We start from the raw sequence: 14,583 nt of genomic DNA, 5'->3' as shown, positions 1-14,583 counted from the left end.
TGTGCGGCCGTGTATAGCGCCAGCCGGGACCGGCGTCATCCTTCTTGTCCAGGTTTCCGCAGGTCATTGCGGGGAGCCGAGCGTTTCGGGTTGCGAGCAGATGCCGCCGCAATCGTGGCGACGAGATCGTGAAGCGCCGAGACAACGTTAACGCGGACGGTACCGCCTGAGTCGGGGTCTGCGCGGGCGCTTTCCGGGGCAAAAGCGGCCGAAAAGCCGAGTTTCCCAGCTTCGCGCAGGCGGGACGGCCGATGCGAAACCGGGCGCAGCGCGCCGGAAAGCGAGATTTCGCCGAAATAGACCGCCTCCGACGGTAGCGGAGACTCGGCGAGGGACGAGACGAGAGCAGCGGCGGCCGCGAGATCGGCGGCCGGTTCGTTGATCCGGAGCCCACCGGCGACATTGAGGTAGACGTCGTGCTGGCCGAGGCGGACGCCGCAATGGGCATCCAGCACCGCAATAAGCATCGAGAGGCGACTAGGATCCCATCCGACGACCGCGCGGCGGGGCGTGCCGAGGCTGCTCGGGGCGACGAGCGCCTGCATTTCGACGAGGACCGGCCGGGTGCCCTCCATGCCGGCGAATACGGCAGTACCGGGAGCCCCGAGATTGCGCTCGGAGAGGAACAGCTCGGACGGGTTGGCGACTTCGCGGAGGCCGATGCCGGTCATCTCGAAGACGCCGATTTCGTCGGTCGGGCCGAAGCGGTTTTTCAGCGCACGCAGGATGCGGAACTGGTGCGAGCCTTCACCCTCGAAGGAAAGGACGGCGTCGACCATGTGCTCGACGACGCGGGGGCCTGCGATCTGACCATCCTTGGTGACGTGGCCGACCAGGATGACAGCAGCGCCGCAGCGTTTGGCGAAGCGGATCAGCGCCTGCGCAGAGCTGCGCACCTGCGTAACTGTGCCGGGCGCCGACTCGACTGTGTCGGTCCACATCGTCTGGATCGAGTCGATGATGATAAGCTTCGGGACTTGGCCTTCTGAGAGCGTCGCGATGATGTCTTCGACCGACGTCTCGGACGCGAGTTCGACCGGCGCCGATGCAAGGCCAAGACGCTCGGCACGCAGGCGTACTTGCGCCACCGCTTCCTCACCCGAGACATAAACGGAACGATGACCAGACCGCGCGAGAGCGGCGGATGCTTGTATCAGCAGCGTCGATTTTCCAATGCCCGGGTCGCCGCCGAGCAGCAGCACCGAGCCGCGCACGAAACCGCCGCCGGTGACGCGATCGAGTTCCGCGATACCGGAGGAGAGGCGCGGGGCGTTTGGTGTCTCGCCGGTCAGCGGCTCGAGTGCGAAGACGCGGCCCTTACGGCTCGGCCGTCCGGAGACCGGACGATCCAGCGCGCTCGTCTCCTCGACGATGGTGTTCCACTCGCCGCAGCTTTCGCACTTGCCCTGCCAGCGGTTCGTCACCGCTCCACAGTTTTGACAGATGAAGGTCGGATTGCGGCGGGCGGCCATGCGGGCGGAAACGTCCTGGTGAATCAGCCACCAATATAGACACGCCGATAGCGCTGGCCCAGGCGGGTGAGCACCTCATACCCGATCGTTTTCGCGTGCGAGGCGACTTCGTCGAGATCGATCTCATCATTGACGAGTGACGCGATGTCGCCGCGCTTCACCTTGCCGTCCGGCAGATCGGTCACGTCAATCGCGATGAGATCCATCGAGACGCGGCCCGCGAGCGGGCAGCGGTGCCCGTGGATCATCGCATCTGCGCCGGTCTGCTGACGGCTGCTGCCGGCGGCGCGCGGAAAACCATCCGCATAGCCGAGCGAAATGATGGCGATGCGGCTCGGGCGCGATGTGCCCCAGGCGCCGCCATAGCCGACGGTCTCGCCTTCGGAAACTTCGCGGACCTGGACGATCGTTGCATCGAGGCGGACAACGGGGCGCATCGGGTTAACGTGGCCGGGCGTCGGGTTGACGCCGTAAAGCGCGACTCCGGGGCGCAGGACGTCGTGATGCGTATCCGGGCCGAGGAAGACGCCGGACGAATTCGCCAGCGAACCGCGCAGGTTCGGGAACAGCTCGCGCAACTCGCGAAAGCGCCCGATCTGCTTGGCGTTGAGACCGTTGGACGGATCGTCCGCGCTAGCGAGATGGCTCATCAACAGTGTCACGGAGGCGGGCAGTGCACCTTGCTCCTGCACCAGCGAGGCGGCTTCGGCCAGCGATAGGCCGAGACGTTGCATGCCGGTGTCGACATGGAGCGCCGCTTCGCCCGTCCAATCATCGGCGTGACAGAAGGCTCGCCACTCTTCGAGCTCCGGCATGCTGCCGAGGACGGGACGAAAATTGCCCGCCGCATAAACGCGCGATGTGCCGGGGAGAAGCCCGTTGAGAATGTAGATGATCGCGTCTTGATGTTCGGCGCGGATCTTCGCGGCTTCACTGATATGCGCGACGAAAAACGTGCGGCAGCCCGCAGCGAAGAGTGCGTTGCTGACCGGTGTGATGCCGCAACCGTAAGCGTCGGCTTTGACGACGGCAGCGCATTCGCTGTTGGGAGCGTGCGCGGAAAGCGCGCGCCAATTTGCAACGAGCGCGTTCAGATCAATGGTGAGCGAAGCGCCGGTAAAGTCGATTTGGGGAAATGATTTTGCCATTCCCCGACATTGCCACGGTGTGCCGTAGTACGAAAGTACTAGGTGCGGGCCGGGTAGTGGCCGTCCTGCGCGAGATCCGAGAAGCGGGTGACGTGTCCGTCAAATTGCAGCGCAACAGTGCCGGTCGGGCCGTGGCGCTGCTTGCCGATGATGACTTCAGCCTTGCCGTGGACAAGCTCCATCTCGGTCTGCCACTTGACGTGCTCTTCGGTGCCGGTGCGCGGCTCCTTGTTCTTCAAGTAGTATTCCTCGCGGAACACGAACATCACGACGTCGGCGTCCTGCTCGATCGAGCCGGATTCACGAAGGTCGGAGAGTTGCGGGCGTTTGTCGTCGCGCGTTTCGACCTGACGCGACAACTGCGAGAGCGCGAGCACCGGGACTTTCAATTCCTTGGCGAGCGCCTTGAGGCCGGTGGTGATTTCGGTGATTTCCTGCACACGGCCTTCGGAGGCGCGCTTCGACGATCCGCTCAGGAGTTGCAAGTAATCGATGACGAGAAGATCGAGGCCGCGCTGACGCTTCAGCCGACGCGCGCGCGCCGTGAGCTGCGCGATCGAAAGACCACCGGTCTCGTCGATGTAGAGCGGGATGACTTCCATCTCGCGCGAGACGCCGACGATCTTGTCGAAGTCGCGTGTATCGATCTCGCCGCGGCGGATTTTGTAAGACGGGATCTCGGTCTGCTCGGAGATGATACGTGTCGCAAGCTGCTCGGCCGACATTTCGAGCGAGAAGAAGCCGACGATGCCGCCGTTGACGGTCGATATGCGACCGTCCGGCGCGGTCTCGCCTTTCCAGGCGCGCGCGATGTTGTAGGCGAGGTTCGTCGCGAGCGCGGTTTTGCCCATGCCTGGGCGGCCGGCGAGGATGACCAAGTCGGACGGCTGCAGGCCGCCCATCATGCGGTCGAGATCGTTGAGGCCTGTCGCGATGCCGGAGAGTTTGCCGTCACGCTGATAGGCCTTCGCCGCCATGTCGACGGCATTGGTCAGCGCATCTGCGAAGCGTTGGAAGCCGCCGTCGTAACGGCCGGTTTCGGCGAGTTCGTAGAGGCGGCGCTCGGCGTCTTCGATCTGCGTTTGCGGCGCGAAGTCGACGGGCGCGTCGAATGCGACGTTGACCATGTCTTCGCCGACGATGATCAGCTGACGGCGGATCGCAAGATCGTAAATCGTGCGGCCGTAATCGCCCGCGTTGATGACCGTCGTCGCTTCGGCGGCGAGGCGCGCGAGATATTGGTTCGCGTTCAATCCGGCGATGTCGAGATCAGCGGGAAGGAACGTCTTCATCGTTACGGGCGTCGCGACTTTGCCGGCGCGGATCAAACTGCCGACGAGCTCGTACAGGCGTTGATGCAGCGGCTCGAAGAAGTGCGGCGGATTCAGAAAATCCGAGACGCGATAGAACGCTTCGTTGTTGATCAGGATTGCGCCGAGCAGCGCCTGCTCCGCCTCCATGTTGTGCGGAGCGGAGCGGTACATCGGCTCAGCCGGTGCCTTGCGTGCGGACGAATCGATCAGCGCCATGATGCTCAGTCTATCTTGCGGGACGCTGGCGATAACACACGCGCGGGTCAGAGTCGGTCAGGATGTCGTGCGCGCATTTCTTCTGCGCATTATTCACAGCCATCGCTGCGACTTGTTGTGCGTAAAAGCGATTCCGCTTGACCGATGCATGGCAGATGAGTCGTCACCGGGTGACGTATTTTAGTAACGCTTTTTCGGCACTTTGTTTTGCCCAGTGTTCGAGCATTTCTGGCCTTGCGTGCGCCACAAATCTCGGCGACGTAACAGCTTGCAGCGAATTCGTTCGCTGCGCCAATCGGTTGAAATGAGGGAAGTCTCGTGTTGAACGGTTCGTTGCGCGCCGCGTCCGGCTTGATCGCGTTGCTGGCACTGTCGGCCGAAGCTTCGGCACAGAATCTCGACGCCGGTAAATCGCCGCAGCAATTGTTCGCGGGCAACTGCGCGGCGTGTCACCGCAGCGCGAAGGGCCTCGCGAAATCGAACAACACCGGGCAAGTCGCCGGCTTCCTGCGTCAGCACTACACGTCGAGCCGCGAGATGGCCGGCACACTCGCGGCTTACGTCGTCGGTAGCGGCGTCGATCCGAGTGGCCGCGGTGCACGCGCCGCCGCGCAGGATCCCGGCAAGCCCGATCCGCGCCGTGATCGTCAAGCCGCTCGCACGCCGGAAGCGGCTACGCCTGACGCCGCGCAAGCGAAGCCGCAGACGGCGGAAGAGCGCGCCGCTGCGCGCCGTGCCGCAAAAGAAGCCGCCGAGAAGAAGCAGGAAGCGCTCGAGCGTAGCCGCGTTGGCTTGAACGCAGGTGGCGATCCTTCGCCGGTGCAGATTTCGTCGCAGCCGGTCCCACTTGCGCACGATCGCGCTTCGAGCCGTGCGGATACGACTCGCACATACACGCCGCCGAAATCGTCGCAAGCTGCCGCTGTGCCGGCGAGCGCGCCGGAGAAACCTGCAGCCGCTAAGCCGACGCCTGCTGTCACGGCCGCGCTGCCGTCGGCTCCGCCGGAAGTCGCTCAGTCCGGCGCAACGTCGTCTGGTACGATGGCGACGCAAAAAGAAAATCCCGCGGCCGAGACCGCGGGACCTTCCGTCGAGACTGCGCCGAGTGCCGCGCCGACTGAAACTCAGCCGTTCGCGGCGCCTCTGCCTTAAGCGGCGTTGTTCTCTTCGCCTTCTTCGGCGGCTGCCTCTTCCTGCGGCTGCTCGAAGAACTCTTCGGCAACGGCCTTGGCTTCTTCAACTTCGTCGTCACCGCCTTCGCGGCGGACCGTGACGTTTTCGCCCTTGGCCTGACGTGCGGCTTCGTCGGCGTTGCGCGCAACGTTCATCGTGATGTTGACGTCGACTTCCGGATGCAGACCGATCGGGATCACATGCATGCCGACCATCTTGATCGGGGTCGAGATGTGGACCTGATTGCGGTCGAGCTTGAAGCCGCCTTCCGTGATGAGCAGAGCGATGTCGCGCGGCGAAACCGAGCCGTAGAGCTGGCCGGTGTCCGAAGCCTGACGCAGGACGACGAAGGTCTTGCCGTCGAGCTTCTTGGCGATCTTATCGGCCTCGCCCTTCTGCTGAAGGTTGCGAGCTTCGAGATCGGACTTCATGCCGTCGAAGCGGGTGCGGTTTGCGTCGGTGGCGCGGAGCGCTTTGCCGGTCGGCAGCAGGAAGTTACGCGCGTAACCGTCCTTCACGCGGACGACTTCGCCCATTTGTCCCAGCTTGGCGACACGTTGCAGTAGAATGACTTCCATGTGGTTCTCCTATCAGTCCTGATTTGCTGTGGTTGTTCAGTTTGGTTGAGACGGAGGCGCCTTGAGGCGGCCCCGGAAATTGAGAGCCATGTCGGCCAGTCCGAGCATGGCGGCGAGCAGCAAAGGCCAACCGAAGACGAGCGAAGCGCCGTAGACGCTGCCGAGAAGAATGCCGCGACCGCCCACATTGCGGGTGAGTGCGTGCAGCACGGCGAGGCCGAGTAGCGCGCAGGCTGTGAGGACGGCGGCTGACAGAACGACCGCGATCACCTGCGGCATCCCGGACAGAAGGAACGCGCCGCTGACAATCAGCGCGAAGCCGATCGGCGCCATCGGCGGGAATTCCATCGCGGACAGATCGGGCCATGTGCGGCGCAGGCGTCCGGAGGCGCGCGTGATCCGGCCGCCGAGATAGAGGAGGAGGCTGCCGACCATCGTGGTGATGATCGCGGCGGCTGGGGGAAGGATCAGCTCCGGTGCCTGCAACAGGCCCTGGCCAAACGTCGACTGGCCATCACGTCCGCGAATCGCTGGATTGTTGATAAGCGGCTCGAAGGCGCGGCGAAGGCGGTTGCGGAGTTCATCGGCGTCGGTCGCGACGCTCAGCACAAGGAGCGTGACGACGATCGCGGCGGTGATCGATACCCAGATGAGGAGTTTCCCGCTCGGATACCATTCGATGCCATCCGGCGCGTTGGCCGCCGGGCGGCCGAGAAGCGCGAGGTAGCCGAGCCACCAGGCCGGCAGGCCGATGCCGACGAGATACGCAACGAAGAACGAGAAGCTGAACACCGCGCCCAACACCAACGCGGCGACGACGGCAGCGATCAAACCGGCGAGATGGCTCCAGCCGAGCGCGGCAAGCAGGATAGGGAGCGGGGAGAGGTAGAAGAGGGGGACGGACAGCAAGGAGCCGGACGCGAACGTGCCGAAAAGCAACGCCGAGGTTAGTCCGGCCGCAAGGCCTATGAGTCCCACATAGAGCATATCGCTGTCCCGCTCGTCGGAGCGGTTAGAGGCGGATCAAACGTCCGCCCCAACCAAGTTTTCGTTAGACAAACTGGCGCCCGAAGGCGCCAGCCGAATTAGCGAATGACGTACGGCAGCAAACCGAGGAAACGGGCGCGCTTGATGGCGACCGCGAGCTCGCGCTGCTTCTTGGCCGAAACCGCAGTGATGCGGCTCGGGACAATCTTGCCGCGTTCGGAAACGTAGCGCTGCAGAAGACGAACGTCCTTGTAGTCGATCTTCGGTGCGTTCGCGCCCGTGAACGGGCAGGTCTTACGGCGACGGAAGAACGGCCGACGCGCTCCAGCTTGTGCGTTCATGCCGCATCTCCTTCAGAAGCTTCTTCACGGTCGCGGCGCGGCGGACGGTCGTCACGGTCACGACGCGGGCGGTCACCACGATCGCCGCGGTCGCCACGATCACCACGGTCGCCGCGGTCATCACGATCGGCCTTGCGCATCATCGCGGACGGGCCTTCTTCGTGCTCTTCGACGCGAACCGTCATGAAACGCAGAACGTCTTCCGACAGGCCCTGTTGACGCTCGACTTCGGCCAAAGCGGCCGGCGGAGCATCGACGTTGAGCAGCGTGAAGTGTGCCTTGCGGTTCTTCTTGATGCGATAGTTGAGCGTCTTGACGCCCCAATACTCGTTCTTCAAGACCTGGCCGCCGAGACCTTCAATGATGGTCTTGTACTGAGCGTTGAGCTCTTCGACCTGTTGCGCGGTCACGTCCTGACGCGCAAGAAATACGTGTTCGTAGAGTGGCATAGTATCCTTTCCTTAAGTGAAGCCGCAACGGCGAGCAAGCTCGCGGCGGCCGTTCCACGCCTCCTCCTGGTGCCAAGCTTCCTCGAACCTTTCGGGAAAGGCTCGAAGCCCGAGTACCGGAAACACCGGATGAACGGACCATCGGCCCTGCGCAGTGATCTTGTGGATCGCCACGCCATCCATTCAGCTTCCGACCAGGAAACGGAGACGGGCGCGTTATACGCAAATCGGCGCCGAACACAAGGCATAAAGCCTGCGTCCGGCGCCGATTGTTAAGGTCTGTGGGTGCTTAGCTCTTCGGCTGCGGCACGATGCGGATATAGGGCTTCGGCGACTTCCAGCCGTCCGGATAGGTCTTCTTGGCGTCGTCGTCCGAGACCGAGCCCGCGATGATGACGTCCTGGCCCTGTTTCCAATCAGCCGGTGTGGCGACTTTGAACTTGGCCGTCAGCTGCAGACTGTCGATGACGCGGATGACCTCGTCGAAGTTACGGCCAGTCGTCATCGGGTATACAAGCACCAGCTTCACCTTCTTGTCCGGGCCGACTACGAAAACGTTGCGGACGGTCTGATTGTCGGCGGCGGTGCGCTTCGACGAGTCGCCGGACGCGGCGGCGGGGAGCATGCCCCACGCCTTGGAGATCGAGAGATCGGTGTCGCCGATCATCGGGAAGTTGGGGTAAGTACCCTGCGTTTCCTCGATATCCTTCGCCCACTTCTCGTGGTTGTCGACCGGGTCAACCGAGAGGCCGATGACCTTAGTATTCCGCTTGTCGAACTCGGACTTCAGCTTGGCGACGGCACCGAGCTCGGTCGTGCAGACCGGCGTGAAATCCTTCGGGTGCGAAAACAGGACGGCCCATTTGTCGCCGACCCAATCGTGAAAGCTGATGTCGCCTTCGGTGGTCTTGGCTTTGAAGTCTGGGGCGATATCGCCGATGGCGAGGGTCACAGGTACGTCTCCTTGGTTTGAGGCCGGGATGCTGGCCCGTTGTATAGGCAAGGTCTTTGCGCTTCGGAATGGGGAAGGAAAAATAGCAATCGTCTATTGGCGCAATCGAGCATGAATAGTGCGAACCGACTGTGGTCGAGGCGGGAGGGAGAAATTTGTTCTATGCTTCCTGGCAACCTGGTGTGGGGTGCAGGTCTGCGTTGTGGTTGACAACGTTTCGCTTCGGCCCCATCCCATGAAAACAACGAGTTAGGGCGCGTGGGACGAGGCCAAGGGGAATGTTCAAGCGTATTTTGATTGCCAACCGTGGCGAGATCGCCTGCCGCGTCATCAAGACCGCACGCCGGATGGGGATCGAGACTGTCGCGGTCTATTCGGACGCCGATCGCAACGCGCTTCATGTCGAAATGGCCGATACGGCCGTGCATATCGGCCCGCCGCCCGCTGCGCAGTCCTACCTGCTCATCGATAAAATCATCGACGCCTGCAAGCAGACGGGTGCCGAGGCCGTGCATCCGGGCTACGGCTTCCTGTCCGAGCGCGAGGCGTTTCCAAAAGCGCTGGAGAAGGCGGGGCTAGTCTTCATCGGGCCGAATCCCGGCGCGATCGCCGCCATGGGCGACAAGATCGAGTCGAAGAAGGCGGCGGCCGCCGCAAAGGTCTCGACAGTGCCGGGCCATCTCGGCGTCATCGAAGACGCGAAAGAGGCGGTGAAAATCGCCAACGAGATCGGCTATCCGGTGATGATCAAGGCGTCCGCCGGCGGTGGCGGCAAGGGCATGCGCATCGCGCACGCCGCGAACGAAGTCGAAGAAGGTTTTGATCGTGCGCGCTCCGAGGCGAAGTCTTCATTCGGTGACGACCGCGTGTTCATCGAGAAGTTCATCGTCGATCCGCGCCACATCGAAATTCAGGTGCTCGGCGATAAGCACGGCAACGTCATCTATCTCGGCGAGCGCGAATGTTCGATCCAGCGCCGCAATCAGAAGGTTATCGAGGAAGCGCCGTCGCCGCTGCTCGACGAGAAGACGCGCAAGAAGATGGGCGAGCAAGCCGTCGCTTTGGCGAAAGCCGTGAATTACGACTCGGCCGGTACGGTCGAGTTCGTCGCGGGCCAGGATCGCAGCTTCTTCTTCCTCGAGATGAATACGCGACTGCAGGTCGAGCATCCGGTCACAGAGCTGATCACCGGTATCGATCTCGTCGAACAGATGATCCGCGTCGCTGCGGGTGAAAAGCTCGCGATCAAGCAGAGCGACGTGAAGCTCGATGGCTGGGCGGTCGAGAGCCGCATCTACGCGGAAGACCCTTATCGCAACTTCCTGCCGTCGATCGGGCGGCTCACGCGCTATCAGCCGCCGCCGGAATCTTTTGCAAACGGGATCACGGTGCGCAACGACACCGGCGTCTATGACGGCGGCGAGATTTCGATGTTCTACGATCCGATGATCGCGAAGCTCGTCACACACGCGCCGACGCGTCTCGCGGCGATCGATGCGCAGTCGGACGCGCTCGATGCCTTCGCGATCGACGGCGTGCAACACAACATCCCGTTCGTCTCCGCGCTGATGCAGCATCCGCGCTGGCGCGAAGGGGCGCTCTCGACCGGATTTATCGCCGAGGAGTTTCCGCAAGGCTTCCATCCGCAGACGCCGAAGGATGCCGACGCACGCATGATGGCGGCTGTTGCTGCTGTGATCGATCACCAGGGCAATTTGCGCAAGCGTCAGATCAGCGGACAGATGAGCGGCCGCGTCGTGACGTTCGATCCGGATCGCTGCGTGAAGGTCGGGGAGCGCGAATACACCGCCGTCGTCGCGGCGGATGGAGACGCGTTCAAGGTCATGCTCGACGGCAAGAAGAAGGCGATCCGCGTTTCATCGACGTGGCGGCCGGGCGAAACGGTCTGGCGCGGCGAGGTCGATGGTGCAACCGCGATCCTGCAGATCCGCGGTATTCCGAACGGCATGCTGATCAACTATCGCGGCGCTCAGGCAACCGCGCATGTCTACACGCAAGCCGAGGCCGCTGCCGCCAAGTTGATGCCGGTGAAGAAGGTGTCGGACTCGGGCAAGCGTTTGCTGTGCCCGATGCCCGGTCTTGTGGTTTCCATCGCGGTCGTCGAAGGCCAGGACGTGAAGGCGGGAGAGACGCTCGCCGTCGTCGAAGCGATGAAGATGGAAAACGTGCTGCGCGCCGAGCGTGATGGTGTCGTCAAGAAGGTCCACGCGAAAGCCGGTGAGACGCTTGCTGTCGACGCGGTGATCTTGGAATTCGCCTAGGCTAGCCCAGAATTCCGCTCATACCCGCGAAAGCGGGTATCCAGTTTTTGCGGCGCGTGCTGCCACACGCGGGCTGGGCTCCCGCTTTCGCGGGAGCGAGCGGAGATTGAGGCTTTGCTTGTAAACTACGGGAACAGCGCGATCTGCTCGAGGCCAGTCGTCTCCGGATAACCCAGCATCAGATTCATGTTCTGGATCGCCTGACCGGCCGACCCCTTCACCAAGTTGTCGAGCGTCGAGACAACGATGGCGCGGCCCGGAATGCGGTCTGCGAACACGCCAACCTGCACGTAATTCGAGCCACGTACGTTCTGCGTCTGCGGCACGACACCTTTCGGCGCAACGAACACGAAGGGTTCGTCCTTGTAAGCCGCTTCGAGCGCGGCGCGCAGATCGTCGACGGTCTTACCCTTCGCGAGCTTGACGTACGACGTGCAGAGTTCGCCTCGGCTCATCGGGATGAGATGCGGCGTGAAGTTCAGCGTCACCGGCACCCCGGCGGCGGCTGCGACTTCCTGTTCGATCTCCGGCGCATGCCGATGCTTCGCGATGGAGTAGGGCGAGAGGCCCTCGCCGGATTCGGAGAACAGCGTGTTCTGCTTCAGTCCGCGCCCCGCGCCCGTGATGCCCGACTTCGCATCGACGATGATGTCGTCGGTGTCGATCAATCCGGCCTTCGCGATCGGCACGAGAGCCAGCAATGTCGCGGTCGGATAGCAGCCCGGGCAGGCGACAAGTCTCGCCTTCGCGATGTCGTCGCGATAAAATTCAGTGAGGCCGTAGACGGCTTCGCCCTGCAGATGCGGCGCGCGATGTTCGTGGCCATACCACTCGGCGTAAGTCGCCATGTCGCGCAGGCGGAAGTCGGCGGACATATCGAGGATCTTGATCTTCGGGTTCGCCTCGACGACCTTCGCGATGATCTCCTGCGTCGTGCCGTGCGGCAGACCGCAGAAGACTGCGTCCAACTTCGTCCAGTCGACGCTCTCCCACGTTTCCAGCTTCGGGAGATCGAGCATGAAGAAATGCGGGAAGACCTCCTGCATGTGCTTGCCCGCGTAAGTGTTCGCGGTCAGCGCCGCGATCTCGATATGCGGGTGCCGTGCGGCGAGCCTGACGGCGTCCGCGCCCGTGTAACCGGAGGCGCCGAGGACGCCGATCTTTGCTTTCTGTTTCGCCATCTTACCGTTCCTTCGAATCCGAATTATTCATAGGCCAGATGCGGCCGCGCCGCGACCATGCCGGTCGCAATCGCGCGCGGCGCCTCGCCCGGCTGCTGTTTCAGCGCATTGGCGATCGCGACATGATCCGCGTCCGTCTTATGCTGATTGTGTTTTGTCGTGCCGATGACAGTCTCCACTGTCATATCGATGCCGACGATGGCGCGGGTCAGTTGCTTGTGCCGCGCGGCCGGAATCTTGTCGACTTTCCACGGCGGCTTCGGCAGAAGCCAAGCCTCGAACTTCTCGCTGAGATCAACGAGATGCTGTTCCAATTCCGCCGCCGTCATGACGCGAACTGGCCCGGACAGCTGAACGTTCTGGTAGAGCCACGTCGGCACCTGAGCTTCGCTCGCGTACCAGTCCGGCGACACGTAGGTGTCTTCGGCCATCACGGAGAGCAGCCATGTGCCGCCTGCATTCGCCATTTCGGCGAGCGGATTCTGACGGGCGACATGGAGCTGCACGCGCGGTGAGCCGTCAGCCGCATAGCCGATGCAATAGGGGACCGGCGAGGCGACGGGCGCGTTAGTGCTGCCGGACGCGATGATCACGCCGAATCCGCGCGCCTCGGCCAGCTGGAGGCTGGCGGCACGATCGATCTGGAAAAATGGCGGCGCATACATGGTTCGGCTCCATTGAGTGGGGCCACCGTAGACACTTCCGCGGATTTTGTGAGGTGAGCCGCGGGAGTAGTCTCCGGCGGCGGACGCTTGATCAGACGAGACCAAACGCCAAAACCGCCCCAAAGGGACGGCGGCGGCGTGCGGACTGGTGAACGGTCTTCGTCATAGCGCGCCGCATATACATTCCGCCCGGCCGTCGCGCAAGGGTTGAATTAGTGGAGCTTCGGCCGCTTCAAGAAGCTGTTGCGATCCGAGGACGTGATGCGAACATCGAAAGTCCGGCCCTCGCGGTGGACGCGTAGCGGCACCTCGACGCCGGCTTCGCCGAGCGACCAGACGCCGCGGAACAGGCTGGCGAGGTCCGTCACCTCGCGGCCCGCGACGCTGACGACAAGATCGCCGGTTTTGAGGTTCGCCCGCTTGGCCGGGCCCTGACCGGCGAGCCCCGCGATAACGACGCGGCTTTCGATCTCTGTCGCGAACAGACCGAGCCACGGCCGGACCGGGCGGTTCGGGCGGCCGAGGGTCATCAGGTCGTTCAGAATCGGCTTCAAGAGATCGATCGGCACAACCATGTTGATATGCTGGGTCTGGTTCTCGCCGCGCGTTTGCTCAAGCTGCAGCGAGCCGATGCCGATGAGTTTGCCGTCGGCGCCGATCAAACCCGTGCCGCCCCAGTTGGGATGCGACGGCGTCGTGAAGATCGCTTCGTCGAGGACGTATTCCCAGTAGCCGGCAAATTCCTGCTTGGCTGCAATGCGGGCCGCGACCGAACGCGAGCGCCCTCCGGCCCCGGCGACAACGACGTCATCGCCGACGGTCGTCGAAGCAGACGAGCCGAGTTCCAGCGCCGGCGCGTCGATGCGCGCGAGCGGCTGGATTAGCCCGAAGCCGGTTTCTTGATCGTAAGCCATCACGTGACCGGGCACGACTTTGCCGCCGTTGAAGTGCAACCAAACCTGCTCGGCTTCGGTGACGAGATAGCCGATGGTGAGCACGACGTTGTGCGGCGCGATCAACACGCCATTGCCGGCGCGTTCGGTGCCGAGCGTCTCCGCCGTGAATGCGTCCGGCGGCACGACGCTATGCACGCCAACGATCGCGTTCAGCGCACGCTCGAGATCGTACGTGTAGTCTTGTGGTTGCGGTTGATGGACAGGGTTCCAAAGATCGCTCATCCGTCAAAGATGGCGGATTCCCACGCGGATCGGAAGAGGCGCCTGGATCACAATCCGCAGTGTCATTGTGTTGGGTCCGGCTACGATGAAGATCGCTGTTGTTCGGCGTGCTGCAGCCATTCGCCGGCTTCGCTGAGCAGTCTTGCTTTGCGCTCGATGTCCCGCGCATCGTCCGCGCGCTGCATCAACTGGCGATAGTTGGCGTAGCAGTCTGCTTCGCTGGGCTGAGGTTCTCGCGCGGAAAAACTGACAGCTTTGCGTTTGTCGTCGTCGACGCTCATGGCGTGGTCCGGGCCATCGTTCGGTCGAACAATTAAAACCCGATTGGATCGAAAGTCTACTTTGACATTCGTTCAAGAGCCGCAGACAGTCCGCGCGCGCTATCCTTGGCGCGGTGGCGCGAGGACGAGATATGCTGGCCAGCAAGCAGCGCGACGATCGCGATGCCAAGATTAAAGACTATCTCGCCGAAGCCGCGAAATGTGAGGCGAAGGCCGATCGCGCCGCGACACCACAGCTCCGCGTATACTGGCAGGAGCTCGCCGACCGCTGGCATGGCGTCGTGGTGATGTTGCGTGAAGGTGAGCCCTAAGGCGCTACCGCCAGAAGAGGCCAAGTCTCTGTACGGATGACGACTTCCACTGAGCG

Annotated in this window: 15 protein-coding genes; 3 read left to right on the top strand and 12 right to left on the bottom strand. The window is 62.9% G+C overall.

Annotated features, from left to right (window positions below; all coding sequences use genetic code 11):
• Positions 1-35 precede the first annotated feature (35 nt).
• The 3 genes from radA to GJW30_RS15435 are packed head-to-tail and all read right to left on the bottom strand — an operon-like array spanning position 36 to position 4,149.
• On the bottom strand, positions 36-1,472 hold the full coding sequence (gene radA / locus GJW30_RS15445; RefSeq protein WP_096356853.1) for a DNA repair protein RadA: 1,437 nt from the start codon (positions 1,470-1,472) through the stop codon (positions 36-38).
• Between the two features lie 23 nt (positions 1,473-1,495).
• Entirely contained in the window at positions 1,496-2,620 is a 1,125-nt protein-coding gene (gene alr / locus GJW30_RS15440) for an alanine racemase (protein ID WP_096356851.1), read from the bottom strand.
• A gap of 38 nt (positions 2,621-2,658) precedes the next feature.
• Positions 2,659-4,149, bottom strand: a complete 1,491-nt coding sequence (locus GJW30_RS15435; RefSeq protein WP_096356848.1) for a replicative DNA helicase — start codon at positions 4,147-4,149, stop codon at positions 2,659-2,661.
• Between the two features lie 321 nt (positions 4,150-4,470).
• Between GJW30_RS15435 and GJW30_RS15430 the strand changes: the two genes are divergently transcribed.
• Positions 4,471-5,301 carry a hypothetical protein gene (locus GJW30_RS15430; RefSeq protein WP_096356846.1) on the top strand — a complete coding sequence of 277 codons (831 nt, stop codon included), beginning with the start codon at positions 4,471-4,473 and terminating at the stop codon, positions 5,299-5,301.
• On the opposite strand, the gene rplI is transcribed toward GJW30_RS15430, so the two are convergent.
• The 5 genes from rplI to GJW30_RS15405 form a co-directional block, all read right to left on the bottom strand.
• Positions 5,298-5,900, bottom strand: a complete 603-nt coding sequence (gene rplI, locus GJW30_RS15425; RefSeq protein ID WP_096356844.1) for a 50S ribosomal protein L9 — start codon at positions 5,898-5,900, stop codon at positions 5,298-5,300. The two genes, GJW30_RS15430 and rplI, sit on opposite strands and share 4 nt — an antisense overlap.
• A 36-nt stretch (positions 5,901-5,936) precedes the next feature.
• Positions 5,937-6,887, bottom strand: a complete 951-nt coding sequence (locus tag GJW30_RS15420; protein ID WP_096356842.1) for a DUF2232 domain-containing protein — start codon at positions 6,885-6,887, stop codon at positions 5,937-5,939.
• Positions 6,888-6,985: 98 nt separating this feature from the next.
• The gene (gene rpsR / locus GJW30_RS15415; protein ID WP_096356840.1) at positions 6,986-7,228 is read right to left on the bottom strand and encodes a 30S ribosomal protein S18; all 243 of its coding nucleotides are present in this window, start codon (positions 7,226-7,228) and stop codon (positions 6,986-6,988) included.
• Positions 7,225-7,677 (bottom strand): 30S ribosomal protein S6, encoded by a 453-nt coding sequence (gene rpsF / locus GJW30_RS15410; protein ID WP_096356838.1) that lies wholly within the window; start codon positions 7,675-7,677, stop codon positions 7,225-7,227. Before rpsF ends, rpsR begins: the two co-directional genes overlap by 4 nt.
• Positions 7,678-7,966: 289 nt before the next feature.
• Positions 7,967-8,629, bottom strand: a complete 663-nt coding sequence (locus GJW30_RS15405; RefSeq protein WP_096356836.1) for a peroxiredoxin — start codon at positions 8,627-8,629, stop codon at positions 7,967-7,969.
• Between the two features lie 278 nt (positions 8,630-8,907).
• On the opposite strand from GJW30_RS15405, the gene GJW30_RS15400 reads away from it, so the two are divergent.
• Positions 8,908-10,911, top strand: coding sequence for an acetyl-CoA carboxylase biotin carboxylase subunit (locus GJW30_RS15400; RefSeq protein ID WP_096356833.1), 2,004 nt, complete (start codon positions 8,908-8,910; stop codon positions 10,909-10,911).
• A gap of 125 nt (positions 10,912-11,036) precedes the next feature.
• Here GJW30_RS15400 and argC read toward each other — a convergent pair whose 3' ends face one another.
• The 4 genes from argC to GJW30_RS15380 form a co-directional block, all read right to left on the bottom strand.
• Entirely contained in the window at positions 11,037-12,092 is a 1,056-nt protein-coding gene (gene argC / locus GJW30_RS15395; protein WP_096356831.1) for an N-acetyl-gamma-glutamyl-phosphate reductase, read from the bottom strand.
• 23 nt (positions 12,093-12,115) lie between these two features.
• On the bottom strand, positions 12,116-12,757 hold the full coding sequence (locus tag GJW30_RS15390) for an FMN-binding negative transcriptional regulator (protein ID WP_096356829.1): 642 nt from the start codon (positions 12,755-12,757) through the stop codon (positions 12,116-12,118).
• A 212-nt stretch (positions 12,758-12,969) separates the two neighbouring features.
• A complete protein-coding gene (locus GJW30_RS15385) occupies positions 12,970-13,935 on the bottom strand; it encodes a S1C family serine protease (RefSeq protein WP_096356827.1) in 966 nt (321 codons plus the stop codon).
• Positions 13,936-14,015: 80 nt separating this feature from the next.
• Positions 14,016-14,216 carry a hypothetical protein gene (locus GJW30_RS15380; protein ID WP_096356825.1) on the bottom strand — a complete coding sequence of 67 codons (201 nt, stop codon included), beginning with the start codon at positions 14,214-14,216 and terminating at the stop codon, positions 14,016-14,018.
• A gap of 131 nt (positions 14,217-14,347) precedes the next feature.
• On the opposite strand from GJW30_RS15380, the gene GJW30_RS15375 reads away from it, so the two are divergent.
• Positions 14,348-14,527: a hypothetical protein gene (locus GJW30_RS15375; protein WP_096356823.1), complete on the top strand. Its 180-nt coding sequence runs from the start codon at positions 14,348-14,350 to the stop codon at positions 14,525-14,527.
• Positions 14,528-14,583 lie beyond the last annotated feature (56 nt).

This window comes from Variibacter gotjawalensis (assembly GCF_002355335.1).
GTDB lineage: Bacteria > Pseudomonadota > Alphaproteobacteria > Rhizobiales > Xanthobacteraceae > Variibacter > Variibacter gotjawalensis.
Note: the sequence above shows the minus strand (reverse complement) of the source record. Positions and strands in the feature narration are given on the sequence as shown.

Coding starts and splice junctions, on each gene's coding strand:
- radA (WP_096356853.1), bottom strand. CDS start 1,472: ATGGCCGCCCGCCGCAATCCGACCTTCATCTGTCAAAACTGTGGAGCG.
- alr (WP_096356851.1), bottom strand. CDS start 2,620: ATGGCAAAATCATTTCCCCAAATCGACTTTACCGGCGCTTCGCTCACC.
- GJW30_RS15435 (WP_096356848.1), bottom strand. CDS start 4,149: ATGGCGCTGATCGATTCGTCCGCACGCAAGGCACCGGCTGAGCCGATG.
- rplI (WP_096356844.1), bottom strand. CDS start 5,900: ATGGAAGTCATTCTACTGCAACGTGTCGCCAAGCTGGGACAAATGGGC.
- GJW30_RS15420 (WP_096356842.1), bottom strand. CDS start 6,887: ATGCTCTATGTGGGACTCATAGGCCTTGCGGCCGGACTAACCTCGGCG.
- rpsR (WP_096356840.1), bottom strand. CDS start 7,228: ATGAACGCACAAGCTGGAGCGCGTCGGCCGTTCTTCCGTCGCCGTAAG.
- rpsF (WP_096356838.1), bottom strand. CDS start 7,677: ATGCCACTCTACGAACACGTATTTCTTGCGCGTCAGGACGTGACCGCG.
- GJW30_RS15400 (WP_096356833.1), top strand. CDS start 8,908: ATGTTCAAGCGTATTTTGATTGCCAACCGTGGCGAGATCGCCTGCCGC.
- argC (WP_096356831.1), bottom strand. CDS start 12,092: ATGGCGAAACAGAAAGCAAAGATCGGCGTCCTCGGCGCCTCCGGTTAC.
- GJW30_RS15390 (WP_096356829.1), bottom strand. CDS start 12,757: ATGTATGCGCCGCCATTTTTCCAGATCGATCGTGCCGCCAGCCTCCAG.
- GJW30_RS15385 (WP_096356827.1), bottom strand. CDS start 13,935: ATGAGCGATCTTTGGAACCCTGTCCATCAACCGCAACCACAAGACTAC.
- GJW30_RS15380 (WP_096356825.1), bottom strand. CDS start 14,216: ATGAGCGTCGACGACGACAAACGCAAAGCTGTCAGTTTTTCCGCGCGA.
- GJW30_RS15375 (WP_096356823.1), top strand. CDS start 14,348: ATGCTGGCCAGCAAGCAGCGCGACGATCGCGATGCCAAGATTAAAGAC.